Raw genomic sequence first — 16,279 nt, 5'->3', positions numbered from 1 at the left:
TGGGCAAGCCTCTGCAGGGAGATTCCGGCGCCGCGCGCAGCCGCCGGGTCAGCGTCGCGTCACGGCCGGAGCCAGTCGGGCGGCGACGGCGGGTCGGTCCACCACGCGGCGTCGGGGGCGGAACCCCGCAGGTCGCGCAGCAGCCGGGCGGTCAGCACGGCGGTGTCGCCGTGGCGTTCCAGCGCCCGGCGCCAGGCGCGTTCCGCGACGTCCTGCCGGTGATGCACCGCGGCCGCGGCGTGACAGACGGCGATCAACCGGTCGCCGGCCGACCGCAGCGCGGCGTTCCAGACCGCGTCCGGCACCGGTCGGCCCTCCGCCGCGAGGTGGTCCACCACCGGGTCGAAAGCACGCCAGCCACCCGCCGTCGGTTCCAGGAGTGCGACGGTGTGATCGATCGGCTCGCTCGCCCATTCGATCGCGCGGGCCGTGCGGTCCGCGCTGCCGCGGCGGCCGGGTTCCGGCAGGTAGCGGCGGGCCAGCCGGGCCAGGACCGGCTCCGGGACGGCGTCGAGGCCCACGCGCCGCCAGTCGGCGGCGGCATGCACCATGGCCGCGCCGAGCGGGTGCTCGGACTCGCCGGCGTGCAGCCGTGCGATCGCCAGCACCGCGCCCCCGAGGTACTCGGCGAGGCCGTATCGCAGCACGCCGGCCCGCATGCGGGGGTCGTCGATCATCGCGGCCAGCCGCCTGCGCTCGTCGGGATCCGCGTGCAGCCACACGGGCCGGAACCGTTCGAGCAGCTCCCACTGGGAACGCTGGAGGTCCCCGTGCGGCAGGAACCGCTCGTACGGCCTGGACCGCATGGTCGCCACCACGACGTTCCCGGCATGGACCGCGCGATCGAGCCACTCGACCCGGAACAGGTCGTCGCCCAGATAGCGCTCGAGGTCGTCGAGCCAGATCACCGTGCGCACGGGGCTCCCGCCCGCGCCGAAGAGCTGCGCCAGCCCGCGCGGCGGCGCCGGGACGACGAGGGGCAGTTCGGCGTAGTGCCGGCGGACGACCTCCGCGCCCAGCCGCGACTTGCCCGCCATGGCGTGTCCCACGAGCAGTGTCGGCTGGCCCGTCTGCAGCGCCGTCACGATCTCCGCATGCGCGTTCCTCGTCAGGTAGGTCATGTGCAGCGGGGCGCGATGGACGCCGAACAGCTGGAGTGCGGAGTCGCCCGTCCGTGGCAGTGCGCCGGCATCGACGGCGGAGCGGATGGTCGACTCGACGGCGTGCTCGCGCTGGTCCCAGCTCGCCGCTCGCTGCCGCAGCCACCACACCAGCGGTGTGCCGACGCCCGCGATGGCGCACAGGGCGAGCAGCAGCCCCCACGGGATGCCGGTCCAGTACTGGGCCAGGGCGGCGCTCGAAGCGGCCACGGCTGTCACGACGACCAGTCGCACCGACTGCTGGTGCGGAGTGCTCCACCGCACGCCGCTGTTCTGCATCACGATCGTCCCCCTGCACTACATCGCCATTATTCCCGCCTTGTCACGATTCTGGGAGTCATCGTGATCATCATTTTTGATCACTTCTGGGACTCGATCCGGTGACGGTCGCGTCGAGACTGTCATGACTAAAGGTCATGGGCGGTGTGCACAGATGGCGTGGGTGAAGATGCTGCGAACCGGCGCCCGCAGTCCCTACGCTGTGCTTCACGATCGTGGCCGATCACGCTGGAGGGGACATGTCCGAAGCTGTTGTGGTCGAGGTGGTTCCGTATCCCGGTCCCGAGGTGTTCGGGGCGGGCAAGGTCAACGACTATGTGCTCCTGGTCGGCTCGGCATTGGTGCTGCGGAGCAAGAAATACCGCGACCTCTACAAGGAGGGCCCCAGCCGCACGTGGTCGGCTACCGACCAGGCCGCGGTCAAGGCGTTCCAGGAGGATCAGGGCTGGAAGGGCACCGACGCCGACGGCATCCCCGGCAAGCAGACCTGGCAGCGGCTCGGGCTGGGCTGAGGTCCGCCCGCCCTCAGTCGGCGCCCGACTCGACCGTGAGGGTCGCCGGCCCGAGTCGCAGCACGCCGTCGTCGAGCGGGGTGCAGCGGACGCCGCCGCGGCCGCGCAGCCCGCGGAACGCACCCGGTGCCAGCGCGACGTCCATCCAGGCGCACGGGTTCGCCGCCCGGTGCGCCTGGAACCGGATCGGCCCCGCGCCGGAGTCGAGCGTGAACAGCGCGCCCGGCTCCGGCCGCCGCGCGGCGAGCTGATCGACCGGGAAGCCGCGGATCGCGATGTTGCGCCTGGTCAGCAGCGGATCGAGCGGATGATCCAGGCCGAGCGCCGCGGCGAGGTCGTCGAGGGCGGCGGCGTCGATGAGCGTGACGGCGGCGTTGCGGTGCGCCGGCCGGCCGAAGTAGCGGTCGCCGACCAGCCCGAGCCCGGCGCGCACCGTGACCTCCGTCCGGGCGGCGGGCGCCGGATCGGGCCGCGGCCCGTCCTGCGGCCGGCCTTCGTACGCGTGCACCGGTGAGACCAGCAGCGCCACGATCTCGACCGGGCGGCCATCGCCGTTCACCCCCCGATGCTAGCCCGACTCTTGTAAGTAAGTACTTACTTCTGACATGCTGCGAGGTATGGCAGAGGTACGCAGTACCGCGTCGCAGCGGCGAGCCGACGCCGTCGCCGTCGCGATGCGGGTCATCGCCGACGACGGCCTGACCACGGCCGCGCTGCAACGCGTCGCGGACGAGATCGGGGTGTCGCAGCCGTACGTCTTCCGGCTCTTCGGCAGCAAGCAGGGGCTCTTGGTGGCCTGCGTCGACGAGGTGGAGGAGCGGGTGCGGACGGCGTTCCGCGCGGCCGCGTCCGACCGGCCCGGCGACCCGATGACGGCGATGGGCGCGGGCTTTCGCGAACTGCTCTCCGGCGGCGTCACCGGCGGGCTGTGGCTGCAGGCGTCGGCGATCGCCCGGCGCGACGAGGTGGTGGCCGAGCGCTGCCGCGGCGTCATCACCGTCCTCCTCGGCGAGTCGGCCGCGCTGACCGGCGCCGGCGCCGACGACCTCGCCCGGTTCCTGGCCGACGGCGCCCTGGTGGTGCTGCTGCAGGCCATCGGCGTCGATCTCGCCGACGGCACTCGGGCGGCCGTCGGCACCCTGCTGCCCGGTGCGGCCTCGTGAACCGGCTGCTGCTGCCCCTGGTCGCGGTGCAGGGGCTGTGGGTGCGCTCGACGTTCACGCTGGCCGAGCCGGTCGACGACCGCGTGACCGGCACGATCGGCGACGGCGCGGGCGCGCCGCTGCGGGTGGCGGTGCTCGGCGAGTCGACGGCGGCCGGGTCGGGCGTCTCTTCGCACGACGACGGGTTCGCCGGCGCGCTGGCGGGGCTGCTCGCCGCCCGGGCCGGTCGCCCGGTCACCTGGACGGTGGCCGCGCAGCACGGCGCGACGGCGCGGCGGGTCCGGCACCGGCTGCTGCCCCGCCTGACCGGCTCGTACGACGTGGCCGTGGTGCTGGCCGGGGCGAACGACGTGCTCACCCGGCGCTCGCCGGCCGACTGGGGCGCCGACCTCGCCGCGATCGTCGACGGCCTCACGGACCGGTCGGCCTGGGTGGTCGTCGCGGGAGTGCCGCCGTTCGGGCTGTTCCCGGCGCTGCCGCGGGCGCTGCGGCGCTACCTCGGCGAGCGGGCGTCCGCCGTCGACGCGGTGTCGCGGGACGTGTGCGCGGCGCGGCCGCGGGTGGCGTGGACGACGGTCGCGTCGGACGGGCTGCCGTCGATGGACTTCTTCAGCGCCGACCGCTTCCACCCGTCCGCGACCGGCTACCACGTCTGGGCCTCCGCCGTCGTCGCCGCCATCCCGGCGACATGACCGTCCTCCCGTTCGTCGACGAGCACCAGGTGCTGGTCCCCGCCCCGCCGTCCGCCGTGTGGGCGGCGCTGGGTGCGCATGTCGGCGGCATGCGCGCGGCGGGCGCGCTGTCGTGGGTGCTCGGGACCACGCCGCGGCGGTCTTCCGGGGTCCCGCTCGAGCCGGGCGCGACGGTGCCGGGGTTCGCGGTGGCCGCGGTGCAGCCGGAGCGGCTGGTCCGGCTGGCCGGGCGGCACCGGTTCTCCCACTACGCGTTGACGTTCACGCTGGCCGCGGCCCCGGGCGGGACGACGGTGAGCGCGCGCACCGAGGCCGCGTTCCCCGGTCCGCACGGCCGGGCCTACCGCCTGCTCGTCATCACGTCCGGCGCCCATCGCCTCGCCGTCGCCCGCATCCTCCGCGACGTTCGTGAGCGCGCGAGTGTCAGTGCCCGCCCGTAGGGTGGGCCCCACCCGGGCCGGGAGGGGTCTACCTACCGCGACGCGTGTCGGCCGCTCATCGGCGGTGACGTGGGCGACGGGCGTCGGCGGCGCAACGTGCCTCGCGACCTCCGGTGCGCGCCGCGGGTCCACCGACCGTGACTCGGGTTTCGTCGTCACCACCATGACGTCCACGTCGTCATCCCACGTGGCGGGTCACACACCCGGGCCGGGAGGGGCTATGTCAGGCGCCGAACCGCGTGCGTCGGGACCTGCGCGCAACGGGCCGTACACCGGCGAAACATCGACGTGACATCGGCGTCCTAGCGTCGTCACCATGCGCATCGCCGTCGACGACCTGGCCGGGGCGGAGATCGCGGCGTTCCTGGACGAGCACGTCCGCGAGCTGCGGTCCATCTCGCCGCCCGAGAGCAAGCACGCCCTCGACCTCGACGGCCTGCGCCGGCCGGGGGTCACGTTCTGGGCGGTCCGCGACGACGCCGGGACGGTCGTCGGGTGCGGGGCCGTCGCGCGGCTGGACGAACGGCACGCCGAGCTGAAGTCGATGCGGACGGCGGCCGCCCGCAAGCGCAGCGGCATCGCGTCGCTGCTGCTCGGCCACATCGTCGGCGAGGCGCGGGCGATGGGATACCGGCGGCTCAGCCTCGAGACCGGGTCGGACGCGTTCTTCCAGCCGGCCCGGCGGCTCTACGAGAAGTTCGGGTTCGAGTACTGCGCCCCGTTCGCCGGCTACGGCCCCGACCCGCTCAGCGTCTTCATGACCCGTCAGCTGTGACGCAGATCACAGAACGTGCGGCGTGCTGATCCCGCGCCCGGCGGTCTCCTATCCGTCGAGGGGTGCAGCCTCCTCCGGGGGTGTGGTGGACGCCGATGGCCCGGAGGAGGGTGCCCCTCGGGAGAGGAGGCCGCGACATGGCGACGCCGAGGCGGGGGCGGTCCCGGTCGGATCGGCGCAGGTTCGCCGACGTCCTGACGCCGGCATTCGCGCGCGACCTGCGCGGCACGTTGCTGCAGGTCCAGTGGGCCGCGTCGGTGGCGATCGTGCTCGCTCTGCTGGTCGCGGTGCTGCGCGTCCAGCCCTGACGGCATCAGCTGCCGGCCGGGCGGTCGGCCTCGAGGACGGCGACCAGCGCGCGCATGGTGTCCAGCGCGCGGGTGAGGTCGCCGAGGTCGAGCTGCGAGCCGATGTGCTCGGCCCACGGGTGCTGCACCAGCGAGATGCGGCGGATCGCCCAGTAACCGGCCTCGGTGCAGGCCAGCAGCTTGGCCCGGCGATGCGCGGGGTTGTCGCGGTACTCCGCCAGCCCCTGCTCGACCAGCAGGTCGGCCACGCGGCGCACGCCCTGCCGCGACATCCCCATGAGCCGGCCGATGTCGGCGTGCGTGCGCGGCTGGTCGAGGACGCCGCCGAGCACCTGCCACCACGCGGCGGTGATGTCGCCGGCGGCCGCCATGTCCTGCGCGGCCTCCATCAGCCGGGCGTTGAGCCGGAACGTCGTCAAGGCGAGCTCGGTGAGCACCTCGCCGGCGGGAGTGGCCGGCTCGGGCTCCGGCCACTCCGCGCGCGGCGGGACCTGCGTCGTCGCCGTCATGCTGCCCGCATGAGCACCGGGTACGCGCTCGCGTCGGCGGCGTGGAACACGGCCTCGTAGGCCTGCAGCGTCTCCTCCGACGCCAGGCCGAGCCGGCCCATCGTCGCCCGGGCGAACTGCACCGGCGAGTCCGGGCCGGCGGTGACGACGTCGCCACCGACGACGGCGCGTGCGTCGACGTAGCGGTCGCGGCCGCCGTAGCCGGGCTGCATGGTGACGTACTCGAGCGCCGCGCTGGTGTGGTCGCGGTCGTCCAGCAGCCCCGCCCGCGCGAGGCCGGCCGTCGCCCCGCAGATGGCGGCGACCGGCACCTTCGCGTCGAGGAACCGCCGCGCGGCGTCCGTCCATGCCTGCCCGCCGCCGGCGTCCCACATCTCCGCACCGGCCAGCACCAGCAGGTCGCTCGACTCGGGCGTGAGGTCGGCGAGCACCATGTCCGGGACGATGCGCATGCCGCCCATGGTGGTGACCGGGTCGGCCGTCTCGGCGACGGTGACGACGTTCCACGGCGTGCCGATGAACCGGCCGGTGCGCAGCTCCACGAGCAGGTGCCCGATCTCGGAGTCGGCGAGCGTGTCGTACAGGGCGATGTGCGCTGTCTGGGTCATGGACAACATGTTGTCACTTCGGGAACATGTTGTCAATAGGTCGAATCGACGGGATCATCCACGATCCGACCATCCCTACAGGGCTGGATCATTGATGATCATTGCCGTCCACAGGCTGGTTGGCGCGGCGGGACGAGTTCGCGCAGGCTGGTGAGGTGGATCTTGACGAGCTGCTCACCCGGCAGCACGGCATGCTCAGCCGTGCGCAGGCGATCGCGAGCGGCCTGAACGCACGGCGCGTCGAGTGGCTCGTCACCTCGCGACGATGGCGACGGGTTCACGCGGGGGTGTTCGCGACGTTCACGGGTCCGCTGCCGTTCGAGGCCCAGGTGTGGGCGGCCGTCCTGCGTGCCGGCCGCGGCGCCGTGGCCGGTCACCGCACGGCCGCCTACCTCGACGGCCTGTGCGACGACGCCGGACCGGTCATCCACGTCACCGTCCCCGCGGACCGCTACGTCCAGTGCAAGATCGACGGCGTCCGGGTCCACTACGCGCACCGGCTGCCCCACACCCGGCACCCGTCGAAGAACCCACCCCGCACCCGCCTCGACGACACCGTCCTCGACCTCGTCGACGTCGCGCCACACCCGCGCGAGGCGGAGGGCTGGGTGACGGCGGCCTGCCAACGCCGCCTCACCACACCGCAACGGCTGGCCGACGCGTTGGCACGACGCAAGAAGATCCGCTGGCGCCCCATGACCGAAGCCATGCTCGCCGACGGCGCCCAGTCACCGCTGGAGCTGCGCCACCTGCGCCGCGTCGAACGCGCCCACGGCCTCCCCACCGGCTGCCGTCAACGCCGCATCGCGGGAAGCCGGGTCAGCTGGATCGACGTCGACTACGACGAGTACCGGGTGCGCGTCGAACTCGACGGACGCATCGGCCACACCGGCGAGGGCCGCTTCCGCGACCGGCGTCGCGACAACCGCGCCACCGTCGACGGCCACGCCACCCTGCGCTACGGCCACGCCGACGTCTTCGGCGACGCGTGCGGCGTCGCCGCCGAACACGTCCGCGTCCTGCGCGCCCGGGGCTGGACCGGACGCCCGCGATCGTGCGGCCCGTCCTGCCAGGTCGCTCCGTGATCATCAATGATCCAGCCCATCAGGGGTGGTTGGATCATTGATGATCATGGCGAGGTCGGGTCAGTCGTACCGGCGCACCAGCCGCAGGTTGAGGAACACCATCAGCGCGCCGAACGCCGCCACCACGCCGAACCCGCGGGCCAACACGTCCCACTGGAGGTCCTGCAGGATCAGCGACCGCAGCGCCTCCATGACGTACGTGACGGGGTTGAGCGTCGCCGCGATCTCCATGGGCCGGGTCAGCAGCTCGCGCGGCACGAAGTTCGGGGTCAGGAACAGCAGCGGGAAGAACACCAGCCCGCCCGAGTTCGTGGCCGCCGCGCTGCGCGTCTTCAGGGCGATGAGCTGCATGAACCCGGCGAACACCATGCCCCACAGCGACGTCAGCACGACCAGCAGCACCAGACCGACCGGCCCGCTGGCGATGGTCACGCCGAACGGCAGCGCGATGATGACCAGCGCGACCGTGAGCAGGGCGGTCTTCGCGCCCTCGGCGATCAGCCGGCCGACCACCAGCGCGGCGCGAGACACCGGCGCTGCCCGCAGCTTGTCGAAGTAGCCGCCCTCGATGTCCTCGACGAGGTACAGCGCGGCCGAGCCGAACGACGCGGCCAGCAGCAGCGAGCTGGGCAGTTGGAAGGCCGCGTACGTCTGCCCGTACAGGAACGGGGTGGAGTCGGACGGGAAGATCCGGCCGGCCTGGCCGAAGTTCACCACCAGGAAGAACACCGGGATGAACAGCGTCGGCGCGAGCGCCTCGGGCGTGCGCAGCGACTCGCGGATGGCCCGGCGGCCGAGCAGTTCGGTCTGGACGAGCGCGCTCATGCCGTCACCTCCTGGACGTCGCCGGCCACGCGTTCGCGGGTGCGGCCGGTCGCGTCGAGGAACACCTCGTCGAGCGTGGGGTCGGACGCCAGCCCGAGCCGGGTGCGCAGCTCGGCCTTCAGCGACGCCGGAGTGCCCGAGCGGACGATGCGGCCGTCGTCGATGATCGCCAGCCGGTCGCAGAGCTGGTCGGCCTCCTCGAGGTACTGGGTGGTGAGGAACACCGTGGTGCCCCGCTGGTTGATGCGCCGCACCTCGTCCCAGACGCCCAGCCGGCTGGCGGGGTCGAGGCCGGTGGTCGGCTCGTCCAGGAACAGCACCTCGGGCCGGTGCACCAGCGCCGACGCGAGGTCGAGCCGGCGTTTCATGCCGCCCGAGTAGCCCTTGATGCGGCGGTCGGCGGCGTCGGTCAGTTCGACCAGCTCGAGCAGTTCCTCCGCCCGGGCCGCCGCGTCGGCCGCGCCGCTGCCGAACAGCCGCGCCTGCAGCTCGATCAGCTCCCGCCCGGTCTGCCGTGGGTCCAGCCCGGCCTCCTGCAGAGCGACGCCGATGCGCCGGCGGACGGCGTCGGGGTCGGCCGTGACGTCGATGCCGGCGACGCGCGCGGTGCCCGACGTGATGGTGAGCAGCGTGGTGAGCATGCGGACGGTCGTGGACTTCCCGGCGCCGTTCGGCCCCAGGAACCCGAAGACCTCGCCCGCGGTGACGCCGAGGTCGACGCCGCGGACGGCGTCGACGGTGCCGGTGCGGCCGCGATACTGCTTGACCAGGCCCTCGGCCTCGATCGCGAGAGCGTTCATGGTCCCTCCTCGTGGTCCATGCCACGGGGGCGCACGGTGCGTCCCCACCGAGACGTCGAACCGTAACCGCCGATACCGACAAGGTCGGCCGAGGAGATGTCGTCAGCGCACAACGACGGTGAGCTGCTGCGCGTGGTTGTTGGCCACGCCCTGCCGGTTCCACGCCTGGTCGACGGGCTGCTCGTGGCCGGCGGCGTCGCGGGCGCGGGCGCGCAGCTCGTGCCGTCCGGGGTGGGCGGTCCACTCGAACCGCCACGACCGCCACGCGTACGGCGCCGGCTGCGGGCCCAGCTCGGCGGGTCGCCAGGTGCCGCCGTCGTCGGTGCTGACCTCGACGGACTCGACCGGCGCCCAGCCCGACCACGCCCGCCCGGTCAGCTCGACGACGCCGGAGTCGAGCACGCGGACCCGGCTCTGGAAGTCGGGCACCCCGGGCGGCTGGATCAGCGCCCTCGGCAGGATGCGGGTGACCGGCTCGCCGGGGTCGTCGGCCGACTGCTTCACCCGGTACGCCGTCACGTTCTGGAAGCCGTCGAACGCCGATTCCAGCACGTCGACGCCGACCAGCCACTTCACGTGCGCCATGCCGTACCAGCCGGGGACGATCAGCCGGACGGGCGCGCCGTGCTGCGGCGGCAGCGGCCCGCCGTTCATCTCGTCGGCCAGCAGGACGTCGTCGCGCAGCGCCTCGGCCAGCGGCAGCCCGCGCTGGTACGTCTGCTCCACGCCCCGTTCGAGGCCGCGGTCGGCGCCGGTGAACGCGACGTCGACGGCGGACGGGGCCACGCCGGCCTCGGCGAGCACGGCCGCCAGCGGGGTGCCCGACCACTCCGCGGTGCCGACCGCTTCGTCCAGCCACGGCTGGCTGACCGGCCGCGGGCTCAGCCGCGCGCGCCCGTTGCCGGCGCACTCCAGCGTGACGCGGTGGGTCACCCGCGGCCGTGCGCGCAGGTCGTCGAGGCTCAGCGAAAGCGGCCGGGCGACCGCGCCGGACACCGTCAGCCGCCAGCCGGCCGGGTCGAGCGCCGGGATGTCGTAGTGCGTCAGCAGGTAGTGCAGACCGGCCGGGGTGACGTCGTAGCGCAACGCCTCCAGCGGCAGGCCGTGGTTGCGGGCGGCGAGCCGCAACTCGTCGACCGAGACGCCCTCGCCGGGTTCGGCGACGCGCGCCGGTGCGCTCACCCAGTCCTCGACCGTGCCCATCGTCCAGTCGTACTCCCCGTGCGCCCGGCTGGCAACCGTCCCGGCAGGTCACACGCGGCGTCACACGGCACGGTGGGAGAACGGGGACATCGGCTGACACCCGAGGGGGGAGCACCATGTCCGATTTCACGCTCGACCAGTTGCGCGAGCAGGTCCGCGGCGCCGTGTACGCGTCCGGAGACGACGGCTACGACCAGGCCCGGCGCGTGTACAACGCGATGATCGACCGGCGGCCGCGGGCCGTCGTGCGGGCCGCCAACACCGGCGACGTCGCGACGGCCGTCCGCTACGCCCGCGCCAACGACCTGGAGATCGCCGTCCGCGGCGGCTCGCACAGCGTGCCCGGCTTCGGCACCGTCGACGACGGCGTCGTCATCGACCTCGGCGCCATGCGCGGGGTCCGGGTCGACCCGGCCGCGCGGACGGCGCGCGCGGAAGGCGGCGCGACCTGGGGCGACTTCAACGCCGCGACGTATCCGTACGGGCTGGCCACGACCGGCGGGATCATCTCGACGACGGGGGTGAGCGGGCTGACGCTGGGCGGCGGCATCGGCTACCTGGCCCGCGGCCTCGGGTTGTCCTGCGACAACCTGGTCTCCGCCGACGTCGTCACCGCCGACGGCCGCATCCTGGTCGCCGGCGAGGAGGAGAACGCCGACCTGTTCTGGGCGCTGCGCGGCGGCGGCGGCAACTTCGGCGTCGTGACGTCGCTGGAGTTCCAGCTGCACCCGGTGAAGGACATCTACGGCGGGCCGATGTTCTTCTCGCTCGACGACGCCGCCGACGTGCTGCGGTTCTACCGCGAGTTCATCCAGGACGCGCCCGAGCAGTTCGGCGGCTTCCCGGCGTACCAGATCGCGCCGCCGCTGCCGTTCATCCCGGAGGCCCGCCACGGCGAGCCGTTCCTGGCGTTCGTGTCCTGCTGGGCCGGGCCGATGGACGAGGGCGAGTCGGTGCTCAAGGAACTGCGCGACGTGGCGCCGGTCGTCGCCGAACACGTCGGCCCGATGCCGTACCCGGCGCTGAACAGCGCGTTCGACGCCCTGGTGCCGCCCGGACTGCAGCACTACTGGAAGGCCAACTTCGTCCGCGACCTGTCGGACGAGGTGATCGCGGCGCACCTCGACCACGGCCCCAAGGTGCCCGTCGTCAACTCGACGATGCACATCTACCCGATCAACGGCGCGGTCCACCGGGTCGCGCCCGACGCCACCGCGTTCGGCCACCGCGAGGCCAGCTTCGCGACGGTGATCGCCGGCATGTGGCCGGACCCGGCGCAGAACGACGCGAACATCGGCTGGGTGCGCGACTACTACGCGGCCACCGCGCCGCACTCCGAGGAAGGCGGCTACGTCAACTTCATGGCCGCCGACGACCAGAACCGGGTCGCCGCCAACTACGGCGGCAACTATGAGCGGCTCCGCGCGGTGAAGCGCGTCTACGACCCGGACAACGTGTTCCACCTGAACCAGAACATCGCACCGTAATTCGGTGGCCGCCGCCGCCTCGGCATTGCGACCATGCAGCACATGGAGCAGTTGTCGAAGCATCTCGTGAACTGGGCCAGCATCCTGGACCCCAAGACGCGTGAGCAGGCCGAGGCGACGGCGTCCATGCCGTTCATCCATCCGCACGTGGCGCTGATGCCCGACGCCCATCTGGGCCTCGGCGCCACGGTCGGGTCGGTGATCCCGACGGTCCGGGCCATCATCCCGGCCGCCGTCGGAGTCGACATCGGCTGCGGCATGATCGCCGTTCGCACGCAGTTCACGCTGGCCGACCTCACCGGTCGCGACCGCGCCGAACTGCGGCGAGCGGTCGAGGCCGCCGTCCCGCTGGCGGCGGGCAACTACAACCGCGAGCTGACCCGGTCGGCGGCCGAGCGGGTCGCGGCGCTCGAGAACACGCAGGGTGCCGACGCGGCCGACGCGACGGCGGGCACCTGGCGGCTGCAGCTGGGCAGCCTCGGATCGGGGAATCACTTCATCGAGGTGTGCGCCGACGAGCAGGACCGCGTCTGGCTGTTCCTGCACTCCGGCTCCCGCGGCGTCGGCAACCGCATCGCGCAGCGGCACATCAAGGTCGCCCGCGACCTGTGCGCCCGCTGGTACATCGAGCTGCCGCACCACGACCTCGCCTACCTGGCCGAGGGCACCGACGAGTTCTGGGCGTACATCCGGCAGATGCGGTGGGCGCAGCGCTTCGCCTTCCTCAACCGCGAGGAGATGATGGACCGGTTGGCCGGCTGCCTGTCGGAGTGGGCCGGCGCCGACGTGGTGGAGCAGGAGCGCATCAACTGCCACCACAACTACACCGAGCGCGAGCGGCACTTCGGCCAGGATGTGTGGCTGAGCCGCAAGGGCGCCATCCATGCGCGCGAGGGCGTGCCGGGACTGATCCCCGGCTCCATGGGCACGGCGTCATACGTGGTGACGGGGAAGGGCAACGCGCTCGCGCTGAACTCGTCGCCGCACGGCGCCGGCCGCAACTACTCGCGGCGCAAGGCGCGCGCCACGTTCACGCACGACCAGCTGCGCAAGCGCATGGCCGGCATCGAGTGGCGCGACACCGACGCGTTCCTCGACGAGATCCCCGACGCCTACAAGGACATCGACGTCGTCATGGCCGACTCCGTGGATCTCGTCGAGGTGCGGCACACGCTGCGCCAGCTGGTGAACGTCAAGGGGGAGTGACGGCGAGGACGGCGACGGCTTCGACCTCGATGCGGTAGCGGGGGTCGGCGAACCCGGCCACACGCACCAGCGTGCTGGCCGGGTACGCCGCCCCGGCGAAGTAGCGCGCCCGCACCTCGCGCAGCTCCTCCCGGTGAGCGAGGTAGTCCTCGCCGACGTAGACGGTGACCTTGACGACGTCGTCGAGGGTGCCGCCGGCGGCGACGAGCACGGCGCGCAGGTTGGCGAAGACGAGATCGGCCTGCTCGACGATGTCGTCGGGCATGGTGCCGTCGGGCCGGAAGCCCATGATCCCGCTGACGTAGACGGTGCTGCCGCCGGTCACCTTCACCGCCTGGCTGAACTGCCACGTCGGCGCATAGACGTCCGGTGGCGTCACGACCTCGCGGCGCATCAGCCCACCGACCTGACGCCGGCCTCGTACCACGGCGCCCACTTGCGCCGGGCGGCCGAGATCGCCAGCAGCAGGCCGTTCGCCACGATCACCATGACCAGCACGATCGCCAGCGCCTCGTCCATGCGGAAGTCGAACGCGACCTGCTCCAGCCGGTGCCCCAGCCCGCCGGCGCCGCCCAGGAACTCGCCCAGCACGACGCCGGTGAACGCGAGCGCCGAGCCGCGCTGGATGCCGGCGAGGGAGAACGGCAGCGTCGCCGGCAGCACGATCTTCAGCCCGAGCGCCGGCCCGCGGAACCCGAAGACGCGGCCGGCCCGGATCAGCGAGCCGTTCACGGTCTCGACCCCCTCCATGGTGTTGAGCAGGATCGGGAACACCGCCAGCAGGAACGCCAGCGCGATCTTCGACGCGCTGCCCAGGCCCAGGGCCAGGATGAACAACGGCGCCAGCGCCACCTTCGGCGTCGAGTAGAGCAGCCAGAGGAACGGCGCCACGGTGAAGTGCAGGACGGGGAACCAGCCGACCGTCAGCCCCACGACCAGCCCGACGACGATCGCCAGCGCCAGCCCGGCGAACAGGTTCTGCAGGCTGAACACGAACGCGTCCCAGAACTCTGGGTCGCCGAGCAGGTCGACGAACGCCGCGCCCACGTCCGTCGGCGGCGGCAGGAACGCCTGCTCGACCAGCCCGAAGGTGGTGACGGCGAGCTGCCAGAACACCAGCAGCACCACGACGACGGCCGCCAGCAGCAGGACGTAGCGCAGGTCGGAGCGACGGCTCATCGTGTCCCCTTCGTCCAGGGCGCCACCCAGCGCCCGACGCCGCCGATCAGCTGGGTCATGCCGACGCTCCAGAGGACGACCATCGCGATGGCGGCGAACGACTGGTCGGTCTGGTAGCTGTTCGCCGTGCGGACGATCAGCGCGCCCATGCCCGTCGAGGTGCCGGCCAGCTCCGCGACGATCAGCGCGATGGTCGCCATCACCGCGCCCTGCCGCATGCCGGCGATGAGGAACGCCACCGTCGACGGCAGGAACACCTTCCGGTACAGCTGCAGCCGGCCGCCGCCGTACACGCGGGCGGCGTTGACCAGCGACGGGCTGGTGGTGCGCATGCCGGCCGACACGTTCAGCAGGATCGGGAACAGCGCGCCCATGACCACCAGGAACACCACCGGCCCGGTGCCGAACCCGAACCACGCCAGCGCCAGCGGCTGGTACGCGAGCATCGGCGTCGCGTAGATCGTCCAGGCCAGCGGCCCGACGACGCGGTCGACGGCGAGCGACGAGCCCATCAGCAGCCCGAGCGGCACCCCGATCAGCGTCGCCAGCCCGAACCCGGTCAGCCAGGACCGGATCGACGTGGCGATGTGCTCGCCCAGCTGCCCGGACGCCAGCAGTTCGTCGAACCCCTCCAGGATGCTCAGCGGCGGCGGCAGGAAGATCGGGTTGACCACCCGCCACGACCCGACGAGGAGCTGCCAGAGCGCCAGCACCACCAGCACCTCGCCGGCGACGATCAGCGCCTTGTACCGAGGGTCCAGGGCGGCCAGCCGGGCCGCGAGGCTCGGCCCCGCGGCCCGGGATGGACCGGTCGCGACAGACGTCACGGGTAGACCAGCTCCTCAGAGGGCATCGCGGCGTCCAGTCCGAGCAGTTCCTGCGCCTTGTTCAGGTAGGACAGGTCGACGTGCTCCTCGAACGGCAGCGGGTCGAGCTCCTGCGTCTCGATGGTGGTGTCCCACGCCTCCTGGTCGAAGTACAGGTTCGGGCAGGCCAGGTGCGCGTCCAGCACCCACGGGTGGTCCTGCGACCGCAGGTCGTCGACCTCGAAGTCGTTGGCCGCGTAGATGTCGAGGATCTCGTCCTTGTTCTCCGGGATCTCGCCGACGCCGGGCGCGAGGATGTGCTCCAGCGACTTCATGGTGGCGCGCAGGAACCGGACCGCGCTGTTCGGGTTGTCGGCCAGCCAGCCCTTGCCGGCCACGTGCAGGTCGTTGGCCCACGGCCGCAGCGTCTCGATGGCGATGTTCGCGCCGTACTCGTCCAGCGCGGGCCGGTCGTCGCCGTAGAACGGGATCAGCGAGACGCGGTCGGTGACGAAGAACTCGCGCCAGGTGGCGGAGTCGGGGCCGGGATAGACGATGTTCACGTCGACGTCGTCGATGCCCCAACCCTCCTCCTCCAGCACCCGCTGGCGCTGGAACTCGGCCGGGTCGCCGGTGGTGCCGGCCAGCACGATGTCGGTGCCGGCCAGCTGGTCGACGGAGGTGACGCCGGGCTGCACGGCGAAGTCGAAGTTCTGCCGGCAGAAGTGCCCGGCCAGTGGCATGACGCCGACTCCCGCGCGCACCGCTTCGATCACGGCGCCGGCACTTTCCACGCCGATGTCGGCGCTTCCGCTGGACACCGCCGCATTGACGTTGTCGGCGGTGATCACTTCCACGGAAAGACCTTCGTCCTCGTAGAAGCCCAACTCCGTGCCCACGACGTACATGGAGTACATGGTGATGTCCGGAAAGGGGATCGCGACCGTGATTTCGGTGTCCTCGGCGGCTCCCGGCTCGCCGTCACCGAGGTCGGCGGCCTCGACGGGATCGTCGTCCCCGGCCGTCGACGGCACGTCGGTGCAGGCCGCGAGCGTGATCATGGCCGTGCCGGCGATCATGGCGACTGGCAGCACCAGTGATCTGCGCATTTCACATCTCCGTTCCACGAGGTTCCGCCGATGCCCACCGGGGTTCCGGGCCGATCAGTATTCGCATCACCATATTGATTGCGCGGCCGGAGTCGAGACCCGCGTTCTCCCCATTCCCGTATCACGCGATGCG

The 16,279-nt window shown here is 72.4% G+C and carries 20 protein-coding genes; 9 read left to right on the top strand and 11 right to left on the bottom strand.

From position 1 onward, the window contains the following. Positions 1-59 precede the first annotated feature (59 nt). Positions 60-1,442 (bottom strand): hypothetical protein, encoded by a 1,383-nt coding sequence (locus tag BLV02_RS20045; RefSeq protein WP_141711415.1) that lies wholly within the window; start codon positions 1,440-1,442, stop codon positions 60-62. A gap of 236 nt (positions 1,443-1,678) precedes the next feature. On the opposite strand from BLV02_RS20045, the gene BLV02_RS20040 reads away from it, so the two are divergent. Further along, positions 1,679-1,951 (top strand): peptidoglycan-binding protein, encoded by a 273-nt coding sequence (locus tag BLV02_RS20040; RefSeq protein WP_141711414.1) that lies wholly within the window; start codon positions 1,679-1,681, stop codon positions 1,949-1,951. Between the two features lie 13 nt (positions 1,952-1,964). On the opposite strand, the gene BLV02_RS20035 is transcribed toward BLV02_RS20040, so the two are convergent. Further along, on the bottom strand, positions 1,965-2,510 hold the full coding sequence (locus BLV02_RS20035; protein ID WP_069109829.1) for a molybdenum cofactor biosysynthesis protein: 546 nt from the start codon (positions 2,508-2,510) through the stop codon (positions 1,965-1,967). 58 nt (positions 2,511-2,568) lie between these two features. On the opposite strand from BLV02_RS20035, the gene BLV02_RS20030 reads away from it, so the two are divergent. The 5 genes from BLV02_RS20030 (at position 2,569) to BLV02_RS36605 (ending at position 5,329) form a co-directional block, all read left to right on the top strand. Further along, positions 2,569-3,114 carry a TetR/AcrR family transcriptional regulator gene (locus tag BLV02_RS20030; RefSeq protein ID WP_069109828.1) on the top strand — a complete coding sequence of 182 codons (546 nt, stop codon included), beginning with the start codon at positions 2,569-2,571 and terminating at the stop codon, positions 3,112-3,114. Beyond that, on the top strand, positions 3,111-3,806 hold the full coding sequence (locus tag BLV02_RS20025; RefSeq protein ID WP_069109827.1) for an SGNH/GDSL hydrolase family protein: 696 nt from the start codon (positions 3,111-3,113) through the stop codon (positions 3,804-3,806). Before BLV02_RS20030 ends, BLV02_RS20025 begins: the two co-directional genes overlap by 4 nt. Next, on the top strand, positions 3,803-4,246 hold the full coding sequence (locus BLV02_RS20020; protein WP_069109826.1) for an SRPBCC family protein: 444 nt from the start codon (positions 3,803-3,805) through the stop codon (positions 4,244-4,246). Before BLV02_RS20025 ends, BLV02_RS20020 begins: the two co-directional genes overlap by 4 nt. Positions 4,247-4,562: 316 nt before the next feature. Then, positions 4,563-5,021 carry a GNAT family N-acetyltransferase gene (locus BLV02_RS20015; protein WP_069109825.1) on the top strand — a complete coding sequence of 153 codons (459 nt, stop codon included), beginning with the start codon at positions 4,563-4,565 and terminating at the stop codon, positions 5,019-5,021. A gap of 137 nt (positions 5,022-5,158) precedes the next feature. Continuing rightward, positions 5,159-5,329, top strand: coding sequence for a hypothetical protein (locus BLV02_RS36605; RefSeq protein WP_171906664.1), 171 nt, complete (start codon positions 5,159-5,161; stop codon positions 5,327-5,329). 5 nt (positions 5,330-5,334) lie between these two features. On the opposite strand, the gene BLV02_RS20010 is transcribed toward BLV02_RS36605, so the two are convergent. Both BLV02_RS20010 and BLV02_RS20005 read right to left on the bottom strand, forming a co-directional pair. Then, complete coding sequence (locus BLV02_RS20010; RefSeq protein ID WP_069109824.1) at positions 5,335-5,838, bottom strand: MarR family winged helix-turn-helix transcriptional regulator; 504 nt, start codon at positions 5,836-5,838, stop codon at positions 5,335-5,337. Continuing rightward, on the bottom strand, positions 5,835-6,446 hold the full coding sequence (locus tag BLV02_RS20005) for a DJ-1/PfpI family protein (protein WP_069109823.1): 612 nt from the start codon (positions 6,444-6,446) through the stop codon (positions 5,835-5,837). Before BLV02_RS20005 ends, BLV02_RS20010 begins: the two co-directional genes overlap by 4 nt. Before the next feature lie 155 nt (positions 6,447-6,601). Here BLV02_RS20005 and BLV02_RS20000 point away from each other — a divergent pair, with 155 nt between their 5' ends. Continuing rightward, a complete protein-coding gene (locus tag BLV02_RS20000) occupies positions 6,602-7,531 on the top strand; it encodes a type IV toxin-antitoxin system AbiEi family antitoxin domain-containing protein (protein WP_216094030.1) in 930 nt (309 codons plus the stop codon). A gap of 60 nt (positions 7,532-7,591) precedes the next feature. Here BLV02_RS20000 and BLV02_RS19995 read toward each other — a convergent pair whose 3' ends face one another. The 3 genes from BLV02_RS19995 to BLV02_RS19985 all read right to left on the bottom strand — a co-directional run bounded on the left by BLV02_RS19995 (position 7,592) and on the right by BLV02_RS19985 (position 10,359). Then, complete coding sequence (locus tag BLV02_RS19995) at positions 7,592-8,356, bottom strand: ABC transporter permease (RefSeq protein ID WP_069109822.1); 765 nt, start codon at positions 8,354-8,356, stop codon at positions 7,592-7,594. After that, on the bottom strand, positions 8,353-9,156 hold the full coding sequence (locus BLV02_RS19990) for an ABC transporter ATP-binding protein (protein WP_069109821.1): 804 nt from the start codon (positions 9,154-9,156) through the stop codon (positions 8,353-8,355). Before BLV02_RS19990 ends, BLV02_RS19995 begins: the two co-directional genes overlap by 4 nt. 102 nt (positions 9,157-9,258) lie before the next feature. Continuing rightward, positions 9,259-10,359 (bottom strand): sulfite oxidase, encoded by a 1,101-nt coding sequence (locus BLV02_RS19985; protein ID WP_069109820.1) that lies wholly within the window; start codon positions 10,357-10,359, stop codon positions 9,259-9,261. Positions 10,360-10,475: 116 nt separating this feature from the next. Between BLV02_RS19985 and BLV02_RS19980 the strand changes: the two genes are divergently transcribed. After that, entirely contained in the window at positions 10,476-11,846 is a 1,371-nt protein-coding gene (locus tag BLV02_RS19980; protein WP_069109819.1) for an FAD-binding oxidoreductase, read from the top strand. Positions 11,847-11,888: 42 nt separating this feature from the next. Then, positions 11,889-13,052: an RtcB family protein gene (locus tag BLV02_RS19975; protein ID WP_069110244.1), complete on the top strand. Its 1,164-nt coding sequence runs from the start codon at positions 11,889-11,891 to the stop codon at positions 13,050-13,052. Here the strand turns inward: BLV02_RS19975 and BLV02_RS19970 are convergent. From BLV02_RS19970 to BLV02_RS19955, 4 genes are read right to left on the bottom strand one after another with little or no spacing between them, the layout of a single operon-like run. Further along, a complete protein-coding gene (locus BLV02_RS19970) occupies positions 13,039-13,446 on the bottom strand; it encodes a RidA family protein (RefSeq protein ID WP_069109818.1) in 408 nt (135 codons plus the stop codon). The two genes, BLV02_RS19975 and BLV02_RS19970, sit on opposite strands and share 14 nt — an antisense overlap. Further along, complete coding sequence (locus BLV02_RS19965; protein ID WP_069109817.1) at positions 13,446-14,231, bottom strand: ABC transporter permease; 786 nt, start codon at positions 14,229-14,231, stop codon at positions 13,446-13,448. Before BLV02_RS19965 ends, BLV02_RS19970 begins: the two co-directional genes overlap by 1 nt. Further along, positions 14,228-15,058, bottom strand: a complete 831-nt coding sequence (locus tag BLV02_RS19960; RefSeq protein WP_069109816.1) for an ABC transporter permease — start codon at positions 15,056-15,058, stop codon at positions 14,228-14,230. Before BLV02_RS19960 ends, BLV02_RS19965 begins: the two co-directional genes overlap by 4 nt. Continuing rightward, positions 15,055-16,146: an ABC transporter substrate-binding protein gene (locus tag BLV02_RS19955; RefSeq protein WP_069109815.1), complete on the bottom strand. Its 1,092-nt coding sequence runs from the start codon at positions 16,144-16,146 to the stop codon at positions 15,055-15,057. Before BLV02_RS19955 ends, BLV02_RS19960 begins: the two co-directional genes overlap by 4 nt. Positions 16,147-16,279: the final 133 nt, after the last annotated feature.

Origin of the sequence: Jiangella alba (genome assembly GCF_900106035.1) — a bacterium.
GTDB lineage: Bacteria > Actinomycetota > Actinomycetes > Jiangellales > Jiangellaceae > Jiangella > Jiangella alba.
This window is presented reverse-complemented; position numbering and strand designations above follow the sequence as displayed.

What these genes read in the sequence shown, in the direction of transcription:
- BLV02_RS20040 (WP_141711414.1), top strand. Translation starts at nt 1,679, where the DNA reads ATGTCCGAAGCTGTTGTGGTCGAGGTGGTTCCGTATCCCGGTCCCGAG.
- BLV02_RS20030 (WP_069109828.1), top strand. Translation starts at nt 2,569, where the DNA reads ATGGCAGAGGTACGCAGTACCGCGTCGCAGCGGCGAGCCGACGCCGTC.
- BLV02_RS20020 (WP_069109826.1), top strand. Translation starts at nt 3,803, where the DNA reads ATGACCGTCCTCCCGTTCGTCGACGAGCACCAGGTGCTGGTCCCCGCC.
- BLV02_RS20015 (WP_069109825.1), top strand. Translation starts at nt 4,563, where the DNA reads ATGCGCATCGCCGTCGACGACCTGGCCGGGGCGGAGATCGCGGCGTTC.
- BLV02_RS36605 (WP_171906664.1), top strand. Translation starts at nt 5,159, where the DNA reads ATGGCGACGCCGAGGCGGGGGCGGTCCCGGTCGGATCGGCGCAGGTTC.
- BLV02_RS20010 (WP_069109824.1), bottom strand. Translation starts at nt 5,838, where the DNA reads ATGACGGCGACGACGCAGGTCCCGCCGCGCGCGGAGTGGCCGGAGCCC.
- BLV02_RS20005 (WP_069109823.1), bottom strand. Translation starts at nt 6,446, where the DNA reads ATGACCCAGACAGCGCACATCGCCCTGTACGACACGCTCGCCGACTCC.
- BLV02_RS19995 (WP_069109822.1), bottom strand. Translation starts at nt 8,356, where the DNA reads ATGAGCGCGCTCGTCCAGACCGAACTGCTCGGCCGCCGGGCCATCCGC.
- BLV02_RS19990 (WP_069109821.1), bottom strand. Translation starts at nt 9,156, where the DNA reads ATGAACGCTCTCGCGATCGAGGCCGAGGGCCTGGTCAAGCAGTATCGC.
- BLV02_RS19985 (WP_069109820.1), bottom strand. Translation starts at nt 10,359, where the DNA reads ATGGGCACGGTCGAGGACTGGGTGAGCGCACCGGCGCGCGTCGCCGAA.
- BLV02_RS19980 (WP_069109819.1), top strand. Translation starts at nt 10,476, where the DNA reads ATGTCCGATTTCACGCTCGACCAGTTGCGCGAGCAGGTCCGCGGCGCC.
- BLV02_RS19975 (WP_069110244.1), top strand. Translation starts at nt 11,889, where the DNA reads ATGGAGCAGTTGTCGAAGCATCTCGTGAACTGGGCCAGCATCCTGGAC.
- BLV02_RS19970 (WP_069109818.1), bottom strand. Translation starts at nt 13,446, where the DNA reads ATGCGCCGCGAGGTCGTGACGCCACCGGACGTCTATGCGCCGACGTGG.
- BLV02_RS19965 (WP_069109817.1), bottom strand. Translation starts at nt 14,231, where the DNA reads ATGAGCCGTCGCTCCGACCTGCGCTACGTCCTGCTGCTGGCGGCCGTC.
- BLV02_RS19955 (WP_069109815.1), bottom strand. Translation starts at nt 16,146, where the DNA reads ATGCGCAGATCACTGGTGCTGCCAGTCGCCATGATCGCCGGCACGGCC.